This window comes from Paraburkholderia gardini (assembly GCF_907164575.1).
Lineage (GTDB): Bacteria > Pseudomonadota > Gammaproteobacteria > Burkholderiales > Burkholderiaceae > Paraburkholderia > Paraburkholderia gardini.
Genome location: NZ_CAJQYY010000006.1, coordinates 151741 through 175495 on the forward strand (window position 1 = coordinate 151741; position 23755 = coordinate 175495).

At 61.4% G+C, this 23755-nt stretch carries 18 protein-coding genes and 1 riboswitch; of the genes, 3 read left to right on the forward strand and 15 right to left on the reverse strand.

What is annotated here, in order from left to right; translation table 11 throughout:
* The first annotated feature begins 107 nt into the window (after positions 1-107).
* From LPA34_RS07035 to LPA34_RS07045, 3 genes are all read left to right on the forward strand, one after another.
* Positions 108-1106 carry an ABC transporter substrate-binding protein gene (locus tag LPA34_RS07035; RefSeq protein WP_228976388.1) on the forward strand — a complete coding sequence of 333 codons (999 nt, stop codon included), beginning with the start codon at positions 108-110 and terminating at the stop codon, positions 1104-1106.
* A 10-nt stretch (positions 1107-1116) separates the two neighbouring features.
* Positions 1117-1896 carry an ABC transporter ATP-binding protein gene (locus LPA34_RS07040; protein WP_228976390.1) on the forward strand — a complete coding sequence of 260 codons (780 nt, stop codon included), beginning with the start codon at positions 1117-1119 and terminating at the stop codon, positions 1894-1896.
* A 245-nt stretch (positions 1897-2141) separates the two neighbouring features.
* Positions 2142-2328, forward strand: a riboswitch (cobalamin riboswitch).
* 52 nt (positions 2329-2380) lie between these two features.
* On the forward strand, positions 2381-3442 hold the full coding sequence (locus tag LPA34_RS07045) for a HoxN/HupN/NixA family nickel/cobalt transporter (RefSeq protein WP_228976391.1): 1062 nt from the start codon (positions 2381-2383) through the stop codon (positions 3440-3442).
* A 357-nt stretch (positions 3443-3799) separates the two neighbouring features.
* Here LPA34_RS07045 and LPA34_RS07050 read toward each other — a convergent pair whose 3' ends face one another.
* The 15 genes from LPA34_RS07050 to trbF all read right to left on the reverse strand — a co-directional run bounded on the left by LPA34_RS07050 (position 3800) and on the right by trbF (position 23744).
* On the reverse strand, positions 3800-5047 hold the full coding sequence (locus tag LPA34_RS07050; protein WP_228976393.1) for a Wadjet anti-phage system protein JetD domain-containing protein: 1248 nt from the start codon (positions 5045-5047) through the stop codon (positions 3800-3802).
* A complete protein-coding gene (locus tag LPA34_RS07055; RefSeq protein ID WP_228976395.1) occupies positions 5044-8421 on the reverse strand; it encodes an ATP-binding protein in 3378 nt (1125 codons plus the stop codon). The genes LPA34_RS07050 and LPA34_RS07055 overlap by 4 nt, the downstream gene beginning before the upstream one ends.
* A complete protein-coding gene (locus LPA34_RS07060; RefSeq protein ID WP_228976397.1) occupies positions 8414-9055 on the reverse strand; it encodes a DUF4194 domain-containing protein in 642 nt (213 codons plus the stop codon). The genes LPA34_RS07055 and LPA34_RS07060 overlap by 8 nt, the downstream gene beginning before the upstream one ends.
* A 2-nt stretch (positions 9056-9057) precedes the next feature.
* Complete coding sequence (locus tag LPA34_RS07065; RefSeq protein WP_228976398.1) at positions 9058-10512, reverse strand: DUF3375 domain-containing protein; 1455 nt, start codon at positions 10510-10512, stop codon at positions 9058-9060.
* A 743-nt stretch (positions 10513-11255) separates the two neighbouring features.
* Positions 11256-11513 carry a hypothetical protein gene (locus LPA34_RS07070; RefSeq protein WP_228976400.1) on the reverse strand — a complete coding sequence of 86 codons (258 nt, stop codon included), beginning with the start codon at positions 11511-11513 and terminating at the stop codon, positions 11256-11258.
* 68 nt (positions 11514-11581) lie between these two features.
* Complete coding sequence (qatD, locus tag LPA34_RS07075) at positions 11582-12376, reverse strand: Qat anti-phage system TatD family nuclease QatD (RefSeq protein ID WP_228976402.1); 795 nt, start codon at positions 12374-12376, stop codon at positions 11582-11584.
* On the reverse strand, positions 12376-13743 hold the full coding sequence (qatC, locus tag LPA34_RS07080) for a Qat anti-phage system QueC-like protein QatC (RefSeq protein WP_228976403.1): 1368 nt from the start codon (positions 13741-13743) through the stop codon (positions 12376-12378). Before qatC ends, qatD begins: the two co-directional genes overlap by 1 nt.
* The gene (gene qatB, locus LPA34_RS26950; protein ID WP_324251712.1) at positions 13740-14630 is read right to left on the reverse strand and encodes a Qat anti-phage system associated protein QatB; all 891 of its coding nucleotides are present in this window, start codon (positions 14628-14630) and stop codon (positions 13740-13742) included. The genes qatC and qatB overlap by 4 nt, the downstream gene beginning before the upstream one ends.
* Positions 14630-16591, reverse strand: a complete 1962-nt coding sequence (qatA, locus tag LPA34_RS07090) for a Qat anti-phage system ATPase QatA (protein WP_228976408.1) — start codon at positions 16589-16591, stop codon at positions 14630-14632. Before qatA ends, qatB begins: the two co-directional genes overlap by 1 nt.
* A gap of 48 nt (positions 16592-16639) precedes the next feature.
* Complete coding sequence (locus LPA34_RS07095; RefSeq protein ID WP_228976410.1) at positions 16640-18682, reverse strand: helicase HerA-like domain-containing protein; 2043 nt, start codon at positions 18680-18682, stop codon at positions 16640-16642.
* Positions 18679-19971: an SIR2 family NAD-dependent protein deacylase gene (locus LPA34_RS07100; RefSeq protein ID WP_228976412.1), complete on the reverse strand. Its 1293-nt coding sequence runs from the start codon at positions 19969-19971 to the stop codon at positions 18679-18681. Before LPA34_RS07100 ends, LPA34_RS07095 begins: the two co-directional genes overlap by 4 nt.
* Positions 19972-20487: 516 nt before the next feature.
* Positions 20488-20751, reverse strand: a complete 264-nt coding sequence (locus tag LPA34_RS07105; protein WP_228976413.1) for a DUF2274 domain-containing protein — start codon at positions 20749-20751, stop codon at positions 20488-20490.
* The gene (locus LPA34_RS07110; protein ID WP_228976416.1) at positions 20748-22040 is read right to left on the reverse strand and encodes a TraB/TrbI/VirB10 family type IV secretion system protein; all 1293 of its coding nucleotides are present in this window, start codon (positions 22038-22040) and stop codon (positions 20748-20750) included. Before LPA34_RS07110 ends, LPA34_RS07105 begins: the two co-directional genes overlap by 4 nt.
* Positions 22027-23040, reverse strand: coding sequence for a P-type conjugative transfer protein TrbG (gene trbG / locus LPA34_RS07115; protein WP_228976417.1), 1014 nt, complete (start codon positions 23038-23040; stop codon positions 22027-22029). The genes LPA34_RS07110 and trbG overlap by 14 nt, the downstream gene beginning before the upstream one ends.
* Positions 23037-23744 (reverse strand): conjugal transfer protein TrbF, encoded by a 708-nt coding sequence (gene trbF, locus LPA34_RS07120; RefSeq protein ID WP_228976418.1) that lies wholly within the window; start codon positions 23742-23744, stop codon positions 23037-23039. Before trbF ends, trbG begins: the two co-directional genes overlap by 4 nt.
* Positions 23745-23755 lie beyond the last annotated feature (11 nt).

Here is a 23755-nt window from a genome sequence, read left to right on the forward strand (position 1 = left end):
CCGGCTCCAGCAGCCGCACCGTTGTCCCCTCGCGTTTCTCTTGACTTCATCCGCACAAAAAATACTGGAGTGGCAAACCGATGGTCCATGGGTTCAGAAATCTGGTTTTGAATAAGCTCGGACTACTGGCGGCGGGACTCGTCCTTCTCGCCAGTGCTCACGCTGCAGAATCGGTACCGCCCGCGGCGGGCACGCAGAAAGTCACCGTGATCCGCTATCTGAGCAATGCCGGTTCGATCAATGCCAGCGAGATTGCCGCCGCGAAGGGGTGGTTGCAGGCCGACGGTGTCGTGCTGGAATCGAAAGGCTTTTCGCAAGGCGGCCCGGAGAGTCTCTTCGCGATAGCGTCGGGTTCGGTCGATGTGGCGGGTGCCGCGACCGCGGCGGTGCTCAACGCGATCTCCAACGGCAACGACATCATTGCGGTCAAGCCGGGCGGCGGCCTCAGCAAGACGGTGAAGAGCAACTTCTACGTACTCTCCAAAAGCCCGATTACCAAACCGGCTGACCTGATCGGCAAAACCATCGCCGTGAATACGCTGGGCGCGCATCTCGACTATACGGTGCGCGAGTATCTGCGGATTCACAACATCCCGCAGAATGCGGTGAGGCTCATCGTGGTCCCCGGGCCGCAACTGGAACAGACGCTTCGATCGGGTCAGGTCGACGTGGCGGCTGTCGGAGCGTGGCAGGCAGTATTTGCCGGCAAGCTCGAGGCCGATGGCGGAGTGCGCGTGCTGTTCGACGACTATCAGGTCCTCGGCGACATCACATTGGGCTACGACGTCATGCGTAAAACGTTTCTCGAAGCCCACCCCGCCGCCGCGCGCGCCTTCGTGACCGATTCCGCGAGAGCGGCGGACTGGGCCGCCGAACATCCGGACGACGCGAGGAAACTGATCGCGCAACTGCTTGCGAAACGCGGTGAAAATCCGGCGCTCGCCGGCTATTGGCCTGGTTTCGGACTCAGGCAGCATGCGCTTTTCACCGATCACGATGCGCAGTTCTGGCTCGACGTTTTTGAACGGGAAGGAAAGTTGCGCAAGGGACAGCTGCCGGTCAATGCCGTGCAGACGAACCGGTTTAACAGTTACGCGTCTCAATAGGAGAGCCGGTATGGTGTCGGTTAGCGGGTCACCGCACAAGCTGCAGATCAACCGTCTGAGCAAGTCGTTCAGGATCAACGGATCCGTCGTGCCTGTTCTCAAGGACGTCGAACTCGATATCGCGGCGGGTGAATTCGTCGTCATCGTCGGCGCTAGCGGTTCCGGCAAGACAACGCTGTTGCGCATTCTCGCCGGACTGGAAAAAGGCGATCGCGGAACCGTGAAGGTGGATGGCGAGATCGTGACCGGCGTCAGCAGCGAGCGGGCGATGGTCTTTCAGGAGCCGCGCCTGCTGCCGTGGCTGACGGTCGAAGCGAATATCGCTTTCGGGCTGGAATTGCAGAAATACACCGGTGAGGAACTGCGCCAGAGGATTGGCGAATATCTGCACCTCGTGGGACTGGAGAATTTCCGTACCGCTTACCCGAGCCAGTTATCCGGCGGCATGGCGCAGCGCGTGGGCATCGCGCGGGCGCTCGCCATCAACCCTGACATTCTGCTGCTCGACGAACCGCTCGGCGCGCTGGATGCGATGAAGAAGATGGCCATGCAGCAGGAACTGGAGCGCATCTGGCTGGAAGAACAGGTCACCATGGTGATGGTGACGCACGATATCGAAGAAGCGGTCTACCTGGCGGACAAGATCGTGGTGATGTCGGGCGCCGGAGCGGATACGCCGTTCAGGATCGTTCCGGTGGATTTGCCGCGTCCGCGGGATCGGGGCAGTCCGGCGTTCGTTCGCTTGCGGGAATCGTTGCTGCAGGAGTTCCAGTTCGATATTCGCAATTGACGGGATGTCGCCCGGCGGGCGCAACCCGCGGCTGCCGGGCGCACGCGCCCTTCTGAAGACAATGGGTCATGCCCCGGCCTCTACGGCCCCCCCTGTTCCCCAGACCCGCGTTCAGCGAAGTCTTTTTATCGCCGCTGCCGTTGCCGATACCGTCGGCGACCTTCCCCGCAGGCGCCTCGATGCGCGCCATTACGCGCCTGATTCCCGGACTTCCAGATCGAAAGCCATCCGCTCGGTTTGTACGCGATAATTGCCCTCGCGACGGCTGCCGCAAGGCATTAATAGGGAATATGGTGAGGCAAACGCCAGGACCATAGCTGTGCCCGCAACTGTAAGCGCGAAGTCCGATGTCATCAGGCCACTGGGCAACCGGGAAGGCGGCGTCGGGCGCTAACGCGCAAGCCAGGAGACCTGCCGCGCCCGGACGCAATCGCGTCCGGCACACCCGCCCATGCGGGCGCTTCACCAGCATGCGAGGACATTCATGCGACAGTCTTACCTTTCCCATCTGTTCGACGACGGCCCGCAGGCGCTGCGCGGCAAGATCATCGGCATTTTTTCATTGCTCATCGTGGCCAACGTCGGCGTCTGGATCTGGGCGCTCACTGCCCTCCATGGACACCCCGCGTTGATCGGCACCGCACTGCTCGCTTACACGTTCGGCTTGCGCCACGCGGTCGATGCCGATCACATCGCCGCAATCGACAACACCACACGGAAGCTGATGCAAGGCGGCAAACGCCCGGTTGCAGTGGGCTTTTTCTTTTCGCTGGGGCATTCGACGATCGTGATCGCGCTCTCGGTTGCGGTCGCGTTCGCGGCCGTCACGCTGAAAGCGCGCTTCGAAGACATGAGGTCGATCGGCGGCGTGATCAGCACCTCGGTGTCGGCGGGTTTTCTGCTCGTGCTGGCCATCGTCAACGTAATGATTCTGGTGTCGGTGGTGAAGACTTTCCGGCGCGTGCAGCGTGGCGAGCGCCTCGTCGAGGAAGACCTCGACATGCTGCTCAACAGGCGCGGTTTCCTGTCGCGCATTTTCCGTCCGCTGTTCCGCCTTGTTTCACGTAGCTGGCACATGTACCCGATCGGCTTCCTGTTCGGCCTGGGCTTCGATACGGCGACGGAGGTGGCGCTGTTCGGCATTTCCGCCGCTCAGGCCGCTGACGGCATGTCTCTCGCGACCATCCTGATCTTCCCCGCGCTGTTTACCGCCGGCATGTGCCTCGTCGATACCATCGATGGCGTGCTGATGCTCGGCGCGTATGGCTGGGCGTTCATGAAGCCGGTCCGCAAGCTGTACTACAACATCACGATCACGTTCGTGTCGGTGGTGGTGGCGGTGCTGATCGGCGGCATCGAGGCGCTGGCGCTGATCGCGGACAAGCTCGAGCTCAAAGGCGGCTTCTGGGATCTGATCGGCACGGCATCGGACAACTTTGGCCTGCTCGGCTACATGGTGATCGGCCTCTTCGCCGTCAGCTGGCTGGTGTCCGTGTTGTTCTACAAGCTCAAGCGCTACGACGACATGCCCGTCAACCTGGGCTGACTCGAAAGCCAGCGGTCGCGGTGGGGGGCACGTTCATGGAACCCGCCACGCGCGACCCGCACAGCGCGTCAAGGAGCCCCGCTTCGCAATCCTGTCAGCACTGTTTCCATCAGCGGCTGCGAAGCATCCAGCGCTTGCGGTGTGAACGGAAAGCGCGACCACGCCTTGTGTGCATAAGCGCGGGTCCCGGCGCGGTAATACGGCGACGCGGCACTCGCGCAGCCAGTATCGCGGATCCACGCGTTCGGCTGGATCGGGCGCGACGGCTGGATCATCGCCCGTTGAAGACGGCCCAGGCGGACGGGATTGCGGCGGCACATTCCCGGTGTATTCGCCCTGCACGGCAAAGAGGCTATTTCACTGTCCTGCAAGCGCGGCGAGCGCGGTTTCAACCCACTGGAAGCCAATACGCTCCTGCTCAAGCCTCAGATTCCCGCGAAGCCGGTTATCGCGCAGGTCGTTGAACAGCGCCTGCTCCGCATCGGCGAGCCGTGGCAAGTCGCGGAGTACCTGATCATGCTCCTCGCCCCATTGAGCTTCGTGGGCGATCAGCGTCGCCCGGTCCATCAGGAAAGACGCGACGTGGTCGAAGCGGCTGCGCAACTGATCGAGGATGGCGAAGCCGTGAGTGTCGATATCTCCCCAGTAGTGGATGCTGCAGCGGGAAAGCCATGCCGCTTTTGACAGCGCGTCCCATCCGTAGCCTGCGCCGAAGACGACGATCGTATCGGCCAGAGGCGGGAACGCGAGGAAGTTTGTCTCGTTCTCGGTGATGAAAACCCGGCGGATCGGCACGGCCAGCGCGGCAAAGCTGTCTGCATCGACTGCGATATCGGGAAGCGCGGAGCCGGGAAGCATGGGCAACCGTGCGTCGAGCACGCGAAACCGGATACGAACAGGCTTCTCGAGAAAACCGTAGCGGGCCGCGAAGTGCGCACCACCGTTTCTTTCTATCGCGACGGCCTCCAGCGGCAGTACGAGATCGAGCCATTCCGCCAGCACACCGCGCCAGTTTTCGATGAACTTGCTGTGCACACCGGCAATGTCCACCTGTCTCAGGTAAATGCCGGGACGTGGATGCCGTACGATCCAGCCGACCACCGCCAGTAAACGTTCACATTCGTCAGCCAGCTCGAGCGCCTGCAGCGGACGCCGGCGAAACCATGCCAGCAGCGCCGGCTGCCGCGAGCCCACGAGGACGAGCAGGCGGCCGAACTGTGCCGCGTCGCCGCGCTTGCCGATCATCGCCAGCGCACTGTCCAGATCGCCGATCCAGACCGCCTGCGGCACGCGCTGAACACCCAGGACACGATGCCTGAACTCGCGCCATTCGATCCGGATCTCCGCGACCGCGACAAGCCCGGCAATCCATTCACGAACGGCCTGGAAACGTTCGGTGAGTTCGGCCGAAGCCGGTCCCTTCAGGACGAGTCGCAGGGGGAACGCACAGCCGGCGCGCGGGCCAACCTTCGCTTCTTCGCGAGCGACAGGCACGGCATTCGGCGCCGCGTCCGCACCGTCGCTCATCATGCTGCGCAACAACTCGCCTCGCTCCCACAAGCGGCGCACCTGTGCTTTCAGGTCGCTGGCGGTCGTCCAGCTCACGCCGAGCCCTCCGCCTTGCGTGCAAGATGCTCCTCGATCGACAGATTGCGCAGCTTCGAAGCGCGCCCCTCATCGTTGTGCACGAAGCCGACGCTGGAAACGAACGGCTCGATGATATGGATCTTCTGCAGCGGCGTGACGATCAGCAGTTGCAGATTGAGCTGCCTGAACAACTTGAGCCCATATTGCGCGGACTCGTCCGAGCCGCGTCCAAACGCTTCGTCGATGACCACGAAGCGGAACGAGCGTGACCGTACCGCGCCCCACTCCAGACCGAACTGATACGCGAGACTGGCCGCGAGGATCGTGTAGGCCAGCTTTTCCTTCTGCCCGCCCGACTTACCGCCCGAATCCGAATAGTGCTCGTATTCCGTGTCGTCTTCACGCCAGCGCTCGCTTGCGGCGAACAGAAACCAGTTGCGCACGTCGGTGACCTTCGTCGTCCACCGGCGGTCCTGATCCGACAGGCCTTCGCGGCCGCGAAACCGGTCGACGATCGCCTTGACCTGCAAAAACCTGGCTTCCGAATACTGCGTGTCGTCCGAACCGGTCAGCGTACCCTCCGTGCAGGCTCGCAGTTCCGCCTGGAAATCGCGGATGTCCGCGTCGGGGCTTGCCTGGGATTCCAGCACGATATAACGGCCTGGGTCGTAGTCGATTTGCGCCAGCGATTCATTGATGCGGGCGATGCGCTCCTTGATCGTTTCACGTTCCCGCGCCAGTTGCCCGTTGAAGTTGGCAATCTCGTTGATCGTGTTGATGTTCAACAGCTCCTTGAAGCGAGCCTCGAAGCGGGGAAGATCGTCGGTATTCAGGCGAGCCAGCAGCTGGCGATACTCGAACGCGGCTTCGAGGCTGGCGTCGAAGTCGGCCGTATCGAGCTTGTATGTGTCCTTGAACGTCGACATGCTCTTGATGATGCGCTCGGTGAGGCGATCCAGGCGCCTGGCCTCGGCGTCCATATGGGCCTGCAACGCGTCACGCAGTTCGCGTTCACGGTTATCGCATGACTCGACCGAAAGCTGATGCTCGCCCAGAATCTGTGCGCGCAGCACGTCTAGCCGCGCGCGGATATCGGGGGCGATCGCGGCCAGCCATGCCGCGGTTTGCTCCCGCAATGCATCGGCCGCTTCGCGTCTGGCGTCGATACCACCCAACTCGCGGTTGACGTCCGACAATGCCTTCTCGCTCTCCTTCAGCGCCGTCTGCACCGACTCGAGCTGCGCGGCCAGTTCCAGCAGCGCATTGCTGGCCGCCTCCAGACGCGCCTTCTCATCCTGCAGGCGAGCGATCATGGCAGAGCAGTGCTGCCAGTCCAGCTCACGAAAATCGTTGAACTCGTTGAGCGCCGCCAACACCTCCAGCTGCCGCCGCAGCTTCGTCTGATCGCCCTGCGCTGTGGCGATCTGACTGGCGATGCCCCCGAGCCGCACCTCGAGCGCACGCACCTGCCCTTCCAGCGCGGCGATCTTCGCGGCGTTGCTCCAGCCGAGAACGTAGCGGCTGCGGTCGTCGAGACGATGGCGGTCGTCTTTCTCATGGCGTTCGCCGGGCGCCTTGACCTGCCCTGTGCGAGTCAGCGCACGGGACTCGCGACGAAACTGCTCCTGCGTCGCGCAGCACGCGTAATCGAAGCGCTGTGCCAGCATCCGCTCAAGCCAGCCGTAAAATGGCGAATCCGGTTTGAGCGCGACGTTGTGCACCAGCGAATCGCGATGCAGCCCGGCGATGTCCTGGTCGCGCATGGCCCGCACGCGGAAATAGACGAGCCGTCCCGCGAGATGCGTGCGATCCACCCACGCGGCGACATCGGCATAGTGCGCATCGGGCACGAGAAGCGAGAGGCCAAAGTTATGCAGCACCCGCTCGATCGCGCCTTCCCATTCGCGCGCCTCTTCGCGCACCTGGATCAGTTCGCCGGCGAACGGCATGCTGTCTTCGTCGAGACCGAGTGCCGCGCACAACGCCGCACGCATGGCGACCTGCTCCCTGGGAATATTGCTGCGCCGCGCCTTCAGGCTCGCGACTTCCTCGCCAAGCACGTCATGTTCGCGCTTGCCCTCGCGCAGCGACACGCCCCACTCGGTGATCTGGTTTTGCAGATCGGCTTCCCGCTGACTCACGCCCTCGCGCAGATCGGCCACCTGCTGCCGCTGCGCCATGAAGGCAGGCTCGTCGGCTGCAGCGGTTTCACCGATCGCAGCAAGCAATTGGGCGTGACGTTCGGCGCGCTGCTGGCGTCGATTGCGCTCACGTTCCTCGTCGCGAATAGCGGCTGCAAGCTGCTCCAGCCGGTCACCGCCCTGCTCGGCAATCGCACGCTTGAGGCGATCGGCCTGCGTTCGCTCATGGTCGCACTGCTCGATGCGCCGCTCCCTCTGCGCGGCCAGGCGTGCATGATCTTCGGCGAGCAACTGCAAGCGCCGATCCAGCAGGCCCAGCTTCAATTCGGCGAAGTACGGCTTCAGCGCATCACGGCACGCGCGCGACGCCTCCTGTTCCGCCGCCAGCGTGCCGTGCTGGTCGCAGTCCGCCACCAGCGGCCTGAGCAGTTCCACCTGGCGCTTCGCCTTGAGCACTGCCTCGTGCGCGCGGGTCAGATCGTCGAAGTGCGAGATCAGCGCGGCAATACGAGGCGCGACGTCGAATGGCTCGAGCATGTGGCTACGCACGAAATCGGTCAGGTTGCCGACCGACTTCATCGACACCGTCTGATGAAACAGCTCGAGCGCCTGCTCATTGTCGATGCCGAAGCGCCGGCGAAACCACGCGCTGTATTTCGGAAAGGTGTCCTCGATTTGCGCGCCGAGGCCGCGCAGCTTTTTGCGCAATTGCGCGATATCGGAGCCGAAGTGGACAAAATCCGTCGCTATCGACAAATTCCGCTCGGCGCCCACGTAAAAGCGCTCGGGTTGGCTCTGCGCCTCTTTCATCCAGAAGACCTGCGCGAGCGAGATCGTCTGGTCATACCCGGCGTTGTGGAACACGCCGAGGATCACCGAGTAGCTGTTGCGGTCCCGCAAGGACACGGGCCTCGCTGTACCGGTCACCTCGTTGCGCTCGGACTTGTAATGCCCGAGTACGTACGAGCGCAGCGTCCGTTCCTTGCTGTCCGCGCCTGCCGCCTTGTTGTAGGCGATGCGCTGCGAGGGGACCATGAGCGTCGTGATCGCGTCGACCAGCGTCGACTTGCCCGAACCGATGTCGCCCGTCAGCAGACCGTTCTTGCCGTCCAGCTGAAGCGTCCATACGCGCCCATCGAATGTGCCCCAGTTGAAAACTTCCAGGCGGATCAGGCGAAAACCGGAGAGCGTGTCGTCGGCAAGAAAATCCAGCTCCAGCAGTTGTGGAATCGCCTCGTTCGGCTCATTCATCGACGTCCCCTCCCGACCCTGCCGTCGTGCCCGCCAGCTGCGCCTGGTACGCAGCGAGGCGGGTGTCGAAGTCCGACAGCCATTGCGCGTCGACGAACGCCTTCAGGATGCGCCGCACCTCGAAACTGGCCGGGCCGCTCGCAACCTTCAACCGGCGCAGGAAGCCCAGTTCAACGATCTTGTTGATGTGCGTCTCGATCTGATCGATCAGCTTCGCTTCATTGCTGCTGTCCGGAAGGAAGACCCTGACAAGCTCGACGATGTCGTCGCGCGATAGTACGAGGCGCGTATCGCCACCGCCGGCATCGAATTCGGCAAGCTTCTTGCGCAGCAACGCCAGCAGCAGGCTGACCGGAAAAGAGATCGGCCGGCGTGCAATCAGACGCGGCAGCTTTGGCGCCGCGCCATCTTCGGCCTGCTCGGGAAGGCTGCGCAGGAACGCGTAGCCTTCGGCCTCGTCCAGCACGAGTTCCAGGCCCAGTACCGACACGTAGTCCCGCACGCGCGCCTGCAGGTCGAGCAACGCGCCCCACAGACGTTCATCACCCTCACGATAGATCACGCCTTTGAGCAGCGTGATCGCCAGTGTCGACAGATCGGTGTTCGCCGCCACCTCTTGCCGTTCGTCTTCCATCCTCACCTCACAAAGATCACGCGTGGCAGCCGGGCGCGCCGTGCCTTCGGCATCTCGTCGCGACGGGTTGTTTGCCACGCGATGACTTCGTGCGCGTCTTCGTCCACCACCGTCTTGAATGCGTCGCTGCCCAGTTGCAGATACGCGACGAGTTCCGCAAGACCCTGCTGCAGCGGATGCGATTCGATCAGCTCGCGCAGCGTCACTTGCGACCGGTCCTGCAACGCCTGGCGGATGTGACCCGCAAGCTGCGCCCGGTCGACCACCACCTGCGAATACAGCGCCGCAGCGTCGAGATCGACGTCGCCCGTTTCCAGCGCGATATCCGTGATAACCGGCTTCTGCACGGGCGTGTGCAGCGGACGTTCCATCGGAAGCTCGACGTCGGATGACGACCCGGCAAGAGTCATTATCTCGCCGACCGGCGGCGTGTCGCGTACGGCCAGCGCTCTCGCCTCGATGCCGCGCAGGATGTCCATGATGCGGCGGTTCTCCAGCCACGCCTGGTCATCGAGAAACCGGCGCAGTTGCTGCGACAGCTGCGCGACCGTGCGCTGCGTATGTTCACCCGCCTCCAGCCAGTCGTAGTGCACGCGACCGGTCCGCGCGTCGGGTTTCAGGTTGGCCACCGCGGGCAATGCGAGTACTCGCGCGAGCCGTTCGGTGAGCTCTTCCTGGCGCGTGCTGGACATCAGGAAATCCCAGAATGCGCGGAAGCTTTTGCCCTGGTCGGAGTCACCGATCGCGTCGCGCTCGCCCATGATCTCCTCCAGTAGCGCGCCCTTCGATCCCTCCCATAGCGCGATGCGCTCGCGCACGCGACGATCGAGCATGCGAAAGTTCTGCTCGACCTCGCGAAAGTCGGTCAGCAGGTCACGCGCCAGCTGCATGAATTGCTGGAAGCGATCCTTGAGGGCCGTGTCGTCCAGCAGTGGAAGATCGCCGGCATTCACCCGTGCGATCTCGGCATCGATCTCGTCTCGACGGCTGTGTAATTCGGCCACGCGCTTTTGCGGATCGGATTCGCTGCCTTCGCTCATCTGCCGCAGTAACTCGAACAACGTCAGCAGGCGTGATTCCGTGCCGACGAAACTGCGTTCCGTGAGTGCGTCCAGCCAGACGATCGCTTTTTCCGTCGCTGGCGTAAGGTCGAAGTGCGGTTCGTCCGAGTCCTGGCGGTAGAACTTGCGCAACCAGCCTTTTTCCGCGCTTGCCCAGTCGTTGAGGTAGTCGAGCGCGCGTTTTGGATAAGCATCCTCACCCAGGCGATCGCGCAGGGCATAAAGTTCGTCTTCCAGCGCTTCGGCCAGGTCGGCGGCGGACATCGCGCGCACGTTCGGCACCACGAAAACGCGATGCAGGAAGCTCGCCACCAGCGCGACGTGGTCGGAACGTAATAGCCGCCACGCTGGATGGTGCGTGCGAAGGGCGTCGAGGGTTAAGTAGTCGAGGGGCATGGCTTTGCTCTCGGGCCGGATCGGATCATTGAGTACGAGCCGCCCGCGCGCTCATGTTAACCCGACGATTGTAACTGCATGCCGTTTGCGCGCGCATTGAAACCTGTCGTCGCACACCCTCTGCCGCTTCCGTCTTCGATATCCTTGCGCGGCAAAGCGTGTGAAACGCGGTCCTCGATACAGGTCACAACCGCGATGCAGCGCGAAGATCGTCGTGCTCGAAGGCACTCGCCATGCGTGCGATCCCTGCCCGCCTGCAACCAGCCTCCCCGGCAACCACGTGCGACGTTCGGGTGACGTGGCTCACCTCCCGGGTCGTCGCCCGAGCCTGTCTCAGCGACAAGCCAGAAAACTCCGCGGCATTTTCCTGGAGTCCACGGGCGTGTGGAATTCGTCCTCTGCGCTCCAGCGGAATCGCAGCGCGCCCGGGCGAGTTCCATCAGCTACGCCCCGAAGGACGTCAATTCATTCCCACTCGATCATCAACGAGGCTCGCAAGTCCACATGGTTAAAGGGATTTGCAGTGATCGACATGGGTCTTTACCGTCGCTTTTACCGTCAGGAAAACATGCTCTTTTGCTGGCGCGGGAGATGGAGCGATTTGCGGGGCGACGACTCTTGCGACACCATCATCAATCAGGCAGTAGCATACCGAAGATGCACTCTCAAGTCAGGCCCGGCTTTCGGCAAGGTCCTCTCACAGATCACACAGTGACCAATTCTCAGGAGCGAAGCTGAATCACTCACAACTTCTCCGCAAGGGCCTTTAACTGCTTGCTCGCCCGCGCTACCTTAATCTGCGCCTTCCCATCCTTGCTCACTCGCACCGAGGTGGCGTATTGAATGATCGCGTCATATGCCTCCTTGCTGGTTGCCTCGTACCAGCCTGACTTGCGAGTGAGCTTTCCCGCGGCAACCATGCCTTCAAGGTCGGGGTAGTTATCCACTTGATCTCTGATCAGCTTCTTGAGGTCCGCTATGTCTTTTTCTGTGAGTTGCATGGTTGCCCTTGTTTTTGGGTCAGTGAGTCGGTGACAAAAATACTTGCGTAGCTGAAAGCTCGACCACTTTACTGATCCCGCGGGGAAACCTGTGCATCATGCTCTAGCAAGCTGCGTAGGTTACTCCGCACGATCGCTGCGACCGTGGCCGCCGAAACATTGTGCAGGCTGCCCAGCCTCTCAATAACCGCAGCCACGTCTGCAGGCTTCGAAGGCCGTGTCCCGGTCTTGGTGAAAGGACCATCCGTCTCGGTCAGCAGCCGTTCGAACGGAATGGCTGCGACCATGGCCGAGTGTCGTTGGTTGTCCAGCATCGCAGCATTGATCGAGAAGTAACAACCTAACTCTAGGGCACGCGTCGCCTCCGCCTTGGTACCAGTAAACCAATGAAGCACGACTTTGCCTCGCGCGGGTGGAAGATAAGACTCGATGTGATCAAGCACAATTCTGGCAGCGCGGATGCTGTGGACGGTAACCACTTTGTCCCCTGCTTCCGCACAACGCTGCAGAACATGTTGAAAGACTCGCTTCTGCAGATCAATTGACTTGTAGAACCGCGGCCCAGCGTCGAGTCCCACTTCCCCAACATAGCGCGTTTCTGGCAGATGCCGATCCCACAGATCGAGTTCGTCCGCCCTTTCCGCGACCAGTTGAGGATGCAGTCCGAGCGCCGCCCGGACGTGCCGCGTACGTTGGGCCAACTCATGATTACGGGGCCATGCCCTTGGAGTCGTCGTGACAGCCAGTGTAAAGACTCCCGCGTCCTCCGATTCTTGAACCGCAGCCTGATGATCAGGGTACAGATCCAGATGACAATGGAAGTCCACGAGGCCTGCCGTGGTAAGCATATTCGGTTCCGACATCAACTCGGTCTCGTCTCGACGCCATCGATCAAGCGTGCAACTTCATTTAGGCCGCGCCGGTAGACGTCGGCGAGCTGACCGAGATGAGCAACCTCGTCGGCGAGCGAGCCAGGTTTATGGATCAGAAGGTTGGCAAGCTGCGGCCGATCACGCAGACGCTCGATCGCGTATTGAAAGGATCGCACCTGCTTACCCATAGATTCCCGGGTATCCAATGCCCTGGCGCGAAGATCCGGCACCGTATAGGTTGTCTTGTCGCCTCCAGTACCCCATGCACGCTCCAATGCTGCGCGCCGGATCAGGCACGGCAAGCAGTACCCGCAATGCTCGATGCCCAGCCCCTGCCATCGCCCCTTCGTCGGGGACGAGCACGACAAAGAATCCGGTGCAAGCTTGGTCAGCAGCGCCGGGTTACCACAATTTGATGCCATCTCCCCTTTGGTCTGATCCCAATATGGGTTCGCAATGCGTCCGTTGATGCCGAGTTCTGCAAGGAGTTCGTTCCAGCGAGCCATATAGTATGGGTGCGTGGTACGTGTGCTATTCGAACCGAGTCGCAATGGGTCCAGCGGAACGTTCAACGCGATCAGCCCATTCTCTGGCACCCGCAAGGTGAAGGCCTTTCCCATCCCGGTCCCTGTAAACACGCCGAGCGCGAAGAACAAGAACGAGCGGCCACGCGTGCTGTTCTCCGATCCAACGTCCTCGACCAGACCGTCAACGAATGTCATGCCCACGCGCAAGCGCTCGAATGACGACTTGTCGTAGTGCTTCTTCAAGGTGGCGAAGAGCTTGCCTTGGGCATCGCTGGTCGCCCCTTCCCCAAAGTGACTGACCAGCAGTGGCGTCGATCCGGCCTGCAGCAAATCGATAGCACCGATCAAGCTGTCCAAGCCACCCGAAAACAGGCTCACGGCATCGAAAGGAAGAGCAATCAAGGTTGGTGGTGCATCTTGGGCTATGCCCGCGAACCTTGGCGGCCGCGCCCGAAACCCAATCGTCCATCGGTCGCCTGTGAGGAAATCTAAGGCCTTCGTCAGCGTTGATACGGCGCCTGTCCAGCGCCCCGGGTCACTGACTGGAACGACCAGGCGGATCTCCCGCGTCCAAGAGTCCTGCGACTGTTCTGCGCGAGAAATGCGGGTGTCTGCCGCGTGGACATGCGCAGCGACAACCAACAAGTCAATACCGATTTCCGATGGGAAAATGCCCAGCTTTTTCAAGCTCGTCAACGCACCGCCAATGCCGTGGTCAAGTGACGTTTCACCAGCGACCATCTGAAGCGAGGTGCACTGTTCGTCGGCCGCCGTGGGAACGCTCACTTGATCGTCAGGGCCGAAGCGGCCTACCAGGAGTTGCCGTTTCATTGGTCGGCCTCCGCTTGACCCAGCGATTGGAGGATCGAGAAGGCGGATTCGTACACCGTGTCGACGAACGACTGAATGCGCTCCGGGGTCAGTTCCGGCGATTCGGCACGCGCCCTCGTTAGCGCATCGCTTACACCACCACGGATGAAATCACGCAGCTGCGCCTCCGCCCGGTGCGCAGCCTGCGCGTCCGTTGGCATCGTCACAGCCTTGGCGCCAATGTCGTTGCAGATCCGCGCTTCGATCGCATGCGTCGCATACAACTCGAACACGGTTTGCATCTGGTCAGGCGTGAACGTCGAAAGGTCGGTCAACCCCTCGGAGGTCAGTTCGATTATGGTCTCGATATAGGCCTCTCGCGCGATACCTTCGTCGACAGTGCCTGCACCAGGACAGATGTAGTCCGCCAAACCGACGAAAATCTCTATGATCGGACGTCCCGCAAGCGACTCAAGGTCCAATGAGCGCAGTGCTTCGCGCACGCCGCGGGCCTGTGCATCCGCCAGAAAGCCGAGCAATCTCGCACCAGAGCCGCGTGAGGCTCCCATGCGTTGGGCCGCTTGGCGTGCGCCCCCTGCGGAAGTGGAGACGTACCGTGAAACGGCGCGCCCGAGGCTGGCCCGGTCACTGCCGCCCGAGCCAGCAAATCGCGTGAAGCTATTGCGGGCACCGGAAAAGCGCTGGGAATCTGCTGCAGCGGGAATAGCCGGCCGGTTAGGTGCGGCAGGTGGCGCCGTGCCGTTACCCGGTGCAACGCCGTCGCCGTCCGCCCCATTGCCTGCGGCGGGCAATGCCGGCGGTGAGCCACCGCCATCCGCTTCTCCCAACCATGAAGGCACCAACGGCGTCCCCCCACCCGGACCGCCATATGCTGTAGACGTTCCCATCAGCGCGTCCCCTTCGTGTCTTTCAGTGCCAGCTCGGAAGCAGTCTTGAGTGCGAGGTTGTTAGTCACCTTGCTCCATTCCGTGAGTAGTTTCGTCAGGCGCCCGACGCATTCAGTGTCCTTGACGACACCCTGCCACCCACGGACCGCCCAAGGCCCACATTTACTACTTGGCAAAGCCTCTAGGAAGTCCAGCAGTTTGCTTTGCAGGCCGGGTTGCGCCTTCACCAACACAATGAGCCCCTCAACACCGGGCGGCATGGTCTCGAAGGCACCGGCTCCCATGATCCTGGTGCGCATCGCCTCAAACACCTTGTCTGCTTCCGGCTGCACAAGCTGCTTCAGCTCGGTGTCATAGCCCTGAACGGTCATCTTTCCGCCAAACAGCTTCTCCACCACACTGGCTAGGTGTCCCAAAACCGACACTGGGCCGAAGTAGTCCTTCTTGTCTTTCGTCACGAAGAGATACGGGCGAAGATCGATGCCAGACAGCAAGGGCTGGACACGCGCCCAGTCGCAAACCGTGTCCGATGATTTCCACTCTGCCAGGACGACGCTCTCCGTTGCGGGCGAAGTGACTTCTGTCACCTTGTGTCCTTTGTTAGCATCCCCCGCCGCTTTGCCGTCGCTCTTGGCATCGACGCCATCGGTTGCGAGGCTCTTCTCAAGTGTCTCAAGGTCCTCGCAGATGCCCTTCGAGTGAACAGCCGCGACATAAGCGATCTGCTCGAAAAGCCGTGGGATGAAGCGCTCGGCGAGCATCAGTTTCGCTAGCACGGGCAAGGTGATGTCAGCGCCGAATCCACGCGCGGTCGCCGTGCGCTCCCGCAACAGTAAGGTATTCAAGAACCGCTTTATCTGGCGCGGGTTGCCCTTGGTACCGCTCGCCAGGATCGGACCAATCTGATCACTGAGTGCAAGCGCGTTATTGGCCTTGTCCGCCTTCGTCCCGAGCGCGGCTCTGACGGTTGCAGCATCGAGGCCGACGTTTGCCCAAGGCCGTTTGAGGCGTTCTCTTGCTGCTGTAATGAGCTTCGCGTATTCAGCGTCCGAATCGCCGATCTCTGCGCCCGCCAACAGCAGTGTCACGTAGATGCGCGTCTCGGACTCGCCCAGAGCTGGGATGCGAAACGGCACCTGAATCAGTTTTTCCAAGTAGTTTCGGGCGTAGTCACGCGGGCCCGTGGTTTCCGGCAGATCAGGAAAGTGCTTGCGCACCGCGTATTCGATCATCGCCTCATCGGCGGCAACCACGAAAGCAGTGCGGGCGGTAAACACGAACAGCCGAATTGCTTCGAGCGTCTCTATGGCTGTATCCGGCAAACAGCGGTCAAGGTCATCAATCAACACAATGAGCTGCTTGACGCCCGCATCTTTCAGAAGCTTGTCGAATGCCCTCCGAAAGGCCTCAACCTCCTCAGGGACGTTCCTGGTTTCTGCCGGCTTTAATATCGACTTCACGCCATCGATTGCGGACGTGAGATTTTCTTTGGTCGCCAGCTTGCCGGGGTCCGCGAACATCCCTTCGAGCATCCCCACAACAGCGCCGATCTGGTCCGGCGTCGGCATGCCAGTGAATGCAGTAACAGCCAAGCCCCCCGCGCGCTTCGCAACCTTTAGCCAATCAATGCGATTGAAGACATCCTTGACCGCGCCTGCAGCTTTTGTCATTGCTGGGCGCTTGTCCACGAGGCCAGTGACGATACCCTCAATCAGTGCGATCTTGGCGTCTTCGAAACCTTGGAAGCGCCAGCCGTTGAACTTCAGGCAAAGCACGTCGTCCTTGCCCGAGAATCCCGCTTCGATCATCTCCAGGACACTGGATTTCCCGGCGCCCCAATCGCCGTGGACTCCGATCGTGACGGGGTGGTCTGGCTTCTCCCTCAACAGTTCAATGATCGTCGTCGCGATCGCTTCGTTGTTAAGGAGGTCAACCTTAGTTTCGTTGTCGGTCAGGATCACCCGTTTCTCCTCATCGCCACGGCGCATTCATTCCGCTCTACTCTGAAATTACACGCGCGAGCTGGGATACGAGCTCTTGATGTAGACGTGCAGGAACTTCCCCTTCGAATCCGAGGCCATGAAATCCTGATAGACCGATTCCGGTACGTTGTAGTACTGGTAAAGACCACCGCTTTTGAATTCGACTTCCAATGTCTCTGACGCGGCCTCATAGCCCACAGACAAGACCGTGGACGAAGCTACCATTTCGCGTTCCATATCAGCAATCTCCCCAGGTTTGAGTTTTTCCCGCTTCAAGTGAGCCGCGGCCCATAATGGATTTTGGGCTCGCCACGATGCAGCAAGCCTGGTGTAGTCCTCACTGATACGAGAACCCTTCCAGCGTTTCGCAACTGCGGGATCTTCGCTCTGCGGACGATGCTCTTCATTCGGCAACGCGATGCGACAGCGTAACGGAAGACGTGCGGCTTCGCCTGTAATGATCGCTTCGCCAGTTCGCAAAACGGGAAGGCTCTCGACAATGCCGGACAGGTTGTCCGGCAAAGCGCCCTGGACTTTACTGCGGTCTGCCGCGTTGGAAAGCCGCAAGGCAATGAATGTGCCGCACTGCGATAGGATCGTTTCGTCGACCTCGGAAGGACGTTGACTGACGATCATTGCACCAATACCGAACTTGCGTCCTTCCTTGACGATTCTCTGCACGATGTCGCGCGCCGGACCACCGCCCTCCTTTGAGAGATAGCGATGCGCCTCTTCCATGACAACAAGCATGGGGCGGTGAATGCCGCCCTCGCTTTTTTCGCGCCCCCAGAATAAGCCCTCGTAGATGATCTTCAAGATGGCCGCGATCAATTGGGCGAGTACAGCACTCGGAATGCCGGAGAGGTCCAGAATGGTTATTGGCTTCCCATGGCCGAGCCAGGTACTTAGCAAATCCGGAAGGTCTTTCTCGGTACTGCCATCGATCTCAGGCTCCCACGCGCCTGGGTGCAACAGGAAGTCATAGCGTCGATCAAGAAGACGCGACCGCATTTGATCCAAGGGCCGCCGGATGCTGAGCACGCCGATGTTGTTGATGAAGGGTGCCGTCGATCCCAAGCCGTTTGGCTTGTACTTCGGCGCCCTCAGTGTTTCCGCATCACCAGCTTCCATGAGCGCAGGCTTGGTCTTGGCCGAGTCCTCCCAGGTCTTGATCTCCGGGTCAACCAGTTCAAACCACAGCTTCTTCAGATTGAACGGAATGGGGCTGTCCGCCGTCATCGACGTGACGTCCAGCCCTGCGAATGACACTGCATTGGCGAGCGTCATCTTATATTCCAGAACCTTGTCCAGGATCTGACTCATGGCTTTGTCGTCGAGTTTCCCCATCAGGAAAGTCAACAGGTCAGCAGGATCAAGTGCCCAGAACGGGATGTGCAACGGTTCCTCGCCGTCACTGGGGTTGACCCGAAAGACCGTAGCGATGGATTGCAAGGCGCGGCTGTACTCACCATGGACGTCAAGCAGGAGAACGCTCGCGCTGGGGAACCCGCCCTGCTCATCTCCGGCGTCGCCCATGACGATCGACCGCAGCAGACTTGCCACCGTCGTCGATTTCCCTGCACCCGTCGAACCAAGCACGGCACTGTGCCGTGTGACGAGTTTGTCGAGATCGATTCGGACTGAAATTCCTTCAGCGTTGGCCAAGCGGCCAATGACGACCTGGCCACCATCAGCCGAACCGTAAATCACAGCCAGATCTTCCTCGGTGACCAAGTGCACTTCATCGTTGACGCTGGGGTACTGGCTGATTCCGCGCTCGAAGGACGAGCCGACAATCTCACCAACCAATTGAATCGTCATCCACCGGTCGCCGCGATCATTGGGTTCGCGCACTGCCTCCGGCGTCGCGTTTGCACCGACCTCGGCGACGATGCCGTACAGGTCGTGATACCCCTGTGGGATGCGCACGAAACTGCCGACCTGGCCTATGCGATAGCTCTTGCCCCCAATGATGGCGATGCCTGAAGCCACACTCGGCGATTGACGGATACTCACCGTCGCGCCTGTCACGGCGCCAACGTATCCCAATAGCGTCGGCTTCGAGTTCATGCCGGGCCGGCGGTGGAGCCCGCTGCAGGCAATGGCCCGTCGCCTCGCGGAGCAGGTTCGACAGCTGCGGCCACGGGGTCTACTACCGGTGCAGCGGGAGGAAAATGCTGCGCAGCGCGCGAGGACGCGAAGAACCGCGCGAGCCGATCAAAGCGCCCGAGTTGAAATTGCGCGGCCCCGCTCTTCTCGTCGATGGCCCAGTAGGTGGCTCGAATCGCACCCCAATCGCGTGTCGGCATGTCACCCGGCATCCACGGAGCGGCGATGCCGTTGATCATGGCTTTATCCGGGGAATACAAACTCATGTTGGCGCGGCGCCCCGCGATGTCGCAGGCATAGACTTCCTGGTCAAGCGGCTTGAATTGAAACGCGAACACGCTGGCCGAAGGATTGGCCGCCAGGCATTCATCGATTCGTGCGGAGATGTGCGCATCGGCAAAGGAAAACCCAGTGGCGATCAGCAGCGTGTCGGGTGTCATCAGGAATGCTCGCAGCCTGTCGAAGAGTGCGGCATACGGCGCCTTCTGCGTCTGGTCGTACTTGAGGTGTTCTGGGAACACCAGATGCGTCGCGTCGGCTCGCCCGGTGCGGATCACCTCACCCCTTGCATTGGCTGCCCAACCGAGCGAACCATGCAGTTTCCACAAGCGCGTCCAGCGTGCTGGCAAATCATTGCTAGCAACCGAAGAGGGGTCGAAGAATGGCTCACTGGCACCGCTAAAACCGTCGAAGAATGGGACGCGCGTGCGTTCCAACGCTTGCTCAAACAGCAGGTCGTAGTTGGTGGTGAAAATTTCAACTGGGTGTTCGCGACCTGTACCACTGATCCACGTCACAAACTCGGTGTATGGCGAAGGGCCCTCGTGAAGGGGCCTGTTGACGATGGCGCCGATCTGCTCGCAGATCGCCTCGCTCAGCTGCTTGTACCCCTCCCCATCCAGGTCATGAACCTTCGTCTTTCCGATGACGCCAGCCAGACTACGCACGCGCGACAGGATCGTTTCGATGTTGGGAGTATCGAGTTCAGCCCGCACGGAATCCAAGGTTTTGCCGTAGTCGGGTTTCAAAACCTCCATCACCATATTGGTGAGGCCCGCCACAGCAGGAATCAAAGGCTTGTCGCTGCCGGGAGGGAAGATGCCGGCCGGCGCGCCGGCGCCGACCAGAAGGCCGATCCGCTTACGTCCCTGTGCAATGATCTGCCGCAGACTCGCCATGTACTGGTCTGGATTGTGGACACTGACCGTCATCGGGTACTTCCCCTGTTTTTTGAACAGCTTAGGAGGCATTTCGCTGTTTCAGTTCTTATTATCACATTTTCGAAGACTAACGATTTTCATGGAACCCGGACTTCACGCTGAATCCTCAATCCCCATCATGAACGCTTCCGGCAGGCGTGGAGTATCGGCTGACGCCGCTCTGGCAATCCGTGCTCGATCCGCTTACAAACCTGATGAATTGGTCAACTCGGCAGTACGCCGAGATCAGCGCTGTGCGGGCGCGCTACACGCTGTTGCATCCCAGTTTGTATGCGTGATAGTTGCCCGCATGAAGCAATACTTGCTAATCGCGCCAATGCAACGATGTCATCGACCCTTCCATACAACTCATTCGCTTTAGCCGCGAGACGCTGACGGAATCGTCGCGGCGGCCGGCTACGGGTAACTTTATTCGACCGAAAGCCCAGGCCACTTTCAAAGATGCAACGACATTCCCGAGCCACACAGAGTCGCAGTGATGTTTTGCCCTATGCGTCGTTCAATAAGTGACCTTTAAGGCATTAAGCTGAAACATCAGCATTTTTTTCATTCTGACGAGAAATCCGTGGGAGAAGAACTTCGGCTGCGATCTACCCTGCCCTGTCGGAAGCCCCGATCCCGGGCCATAAACGCTTCCAGCATATGTGGAATCAGCGCCACAGCATTGGCCGTCTCGCCATAGATTTGCGCATGCAGCGCTGCGTAACATTCCAGTTCGGCCTTGAGTTTCGCGGTGCAGGCGAAGGTAATCTTTACGCTCTCGTTTTTTGGCAACGGCCCTAGTCGTAACTTTCTCCTGGATACGCTCATGGCATTAACCCTCGCTGGACAAAGAGCGGCTGGTACAGCCGCAGCACCATATCCTTGTTCACCATCACGTTGACTTGAAACCCCGGCCGTACCGTCAGCGTCGGCTGGATACTCAAGTCGCGGCGTGTGATTTCCTGACCGACCTGATTGGCCGTGTCCTGCGAGCTGTCGCGCAGCGCGATCACCGTATTACCGTTGGCGCTGCCCTGATTCGAGACGGCCAACTCGGAACCGACGCCGAGCATCGTGGACAGCACAGCACCCGTCAGAATGCGGCCCCAATGCCAGTCCACGCCATCCTCCAGGCCGGCATAACCGGCTGGGTCGATGCCGGGCAACTTGTCGAGCGCGATCGACGAGGTATCCGGCAATACCAGCCGCAACCAGACCAGCAGCACCCGCTGCTGCCCGAAGGCAACCTGACTGTCATAGCGCCCGATCAGGCGCGAACCCTGCGGAATCAGCAGGTAGTGGCCAGTCGCGGTGTCGTACACGGGCTGCGTCACCTCGGCAATGATCTGCCCCGGCAGGTCGGAATTGATGCCCGTCACCAGCGCGGCCGGAATGATCGTGCCCGCCATCACCGTGTATGGCGAGGCCGGTGCCTGCAAGCTGCCGGTATTGCTGGTCGCAGCGTCGCCGCCCTTGGCCATGAACGCTTCCTTCTGGTCCTGCCGATTCTGGATCGCCGTCGGATCGTTGGGTTGTGCGGCCGTGGATGCCGGCCCGGCCCCCATCGGATTGAAGGCGCCGGCCGCCGCATTGGCCGCGGACATGGTGCCCGCAGACGCGGTGGCTGCATCAGGCTTGCCGGTATCGCTGCCGGTGTGGAAGAACACCGCAGAGCGGGCAATCTCGTCGGCCTGGCGCTGCCGGTCGATGTTCTCGGCCGATGGCCCCGGATTGACGTTGCCACTTGGTAGCGGTGGCATCGCCGACGCTGCACCCCAGTCGCCGGGCAACGGCGGCCCGAGCTGCGGCACGCTGGCCGGCGCCGCCGGAGCGGGTTTCGCCGGCAGCTTCGAGTAGTCGGACGGCAACTGGTCGAGATCGTCGGCTTTGGCGACCCGATCGACGTTGTAGAGGTTGGTCTGATCGCCCGAACCGCGCCGGCCCTTCGATTGCAGCGCCCACATCGACACGCCGGCCACGGCCACCGCGAGCAGCGTGGCGGAGACGGCCAGCGTTCGACGGTTGAGCCGTGTTACCGCACGCGGTGCCGCGCGCAACGCAACGCCCTCGGGAGCGACCTTCGGAGCGGGCTGGGCTTCGTGGTCAGTCGTGCCCATGACCAGCTCCCGCAGCGACGCCATCGGTACGCTCGATGCGTACCACGGCCGCCCTACTCCCATCCTTGCCGCCCAGGCGCAGCTCCGCTGCGCCAAACAGACGATCCACGATGTCGTAAGGGGCATGGAAACGGTAGTTCACCAGCTCGCCCTTGCCATCCGGCCCGACCACGAACAGCGGCGGCAATTCGCCCTGTGCGATCCCCGCCGGAAACTGGATATAGACATGCTGCCCGTCATCGAACGCGCGCACGGGCTTCCACGGCGGGCTGTCGCCCGTGATCGCATAGCGGAAATGCAACTGGTCGAGTGACAGACCATCGGCCGCAGGCGCGACCGCATCGGCGGCCTGCGCCTGGGCCTGCAAGGCCAGCATCTGGTCCTTTGGATACTCCCACGATACTGAGGCCATCCACGCCTTCACCGTGGACGTGAGTTCAAGCAGATAGGTGCGCCGGTTCGTGGTGATGACAAGGTTCGTCATGATCCCCGCGCGCACCGGCTTGACCATCACGGCCACGCGCCGGCTCGTGCCGCTGCCGCTCGCGGTATCGCCCACGATCCATTGCACGGTATCGCCGGCGGCGACGGTCACCAGTTCCTCCCCCGACTGCAAACTGATGACCGTCACGCGGCCGGGGCTGGTATAGACCTGATACAGCGCGCCATCGGAGAACGGCCAGACCTGGATCGCGTTGATGTAGCCGTCGCGCGTCGGCACCACGCTCGCGTCGGCATTGGCCTGCTCGACGCGCGCTTTCGCATCGGCCAGCTCAGGGGCTGGCTTTGCATCTGCGGGAGGCAGCGGCTTCATCTGATCCGGCAATGGCAAGGGCTTCGGCACTTCCACGACCGCAACCGGCTTGGGCGGCTCAGGCAATGGCTGCGCCTTGACCGATTCGTCCAGCGAGATCGCCGGCGGTGGTTTGCCTTGCGTGGCGCACCCGGCAACGCTGCCCAGCAAGACGAGGAAGGCAATGGCAGTGATCGACGGTTTCATGGCTTCTTCGCTCCTTCCGGCGCGTCCAGGTCACGACTCCAGGACAGCCCGTTGATATAGATACCGAGGGGATTACGGCGCACCTGCTGTTCGGTGCGCGGCGTCTGCATGACGAGAGTGAGCATCGCCGTCCATTGCTCGGTGCCGGTCGGCGTGCCGTCGTTGAAGTGCTGTTCGGTCCAGCGCACCTGGAACGAGGTGTCGCTGACGCGCACCACGCTCGTCACTTCCACCGATATGGAGTCCTGCCCGACATGAGCGAACGGATCGTGGGCACGCGCGTAATCGTTCAGCGTCGCCGCGCCTCGGTCGGTGGTGTAGCCGTAGGCTTCAAGCCAGTTCTGCCGTACCACCACCGGGTCGATCGACAGCGAACGCACGTCGGTCACGAAGCGCGCCAGGTGGTACGCGATCTGTGCATCGGTTGGCCGGTACGGTGTCGTAGCTGCCCCGACCGCGCGGACCTGCCCGGCGTGATCGACCTCGACCACGTAGGGCGTGACGCGCGACTGGCCGGACTGCCAGACAAGGCCCGCAGCCATCAGCAGCGCAAGGCCCAGGCAGCCGAAGGCCATCAACCGCCAGTTCTTCGCCTGCACGCGCGCGCTGCCGAGGCGTTCATCCCATACCTGCGCGGCGGCCTGATAAGGCGTGGCGGGCGCAGGTGATTCGCTGTAGCGCACGCCGGGTCGTGTGAAGCGCATGGCTCGCCTCC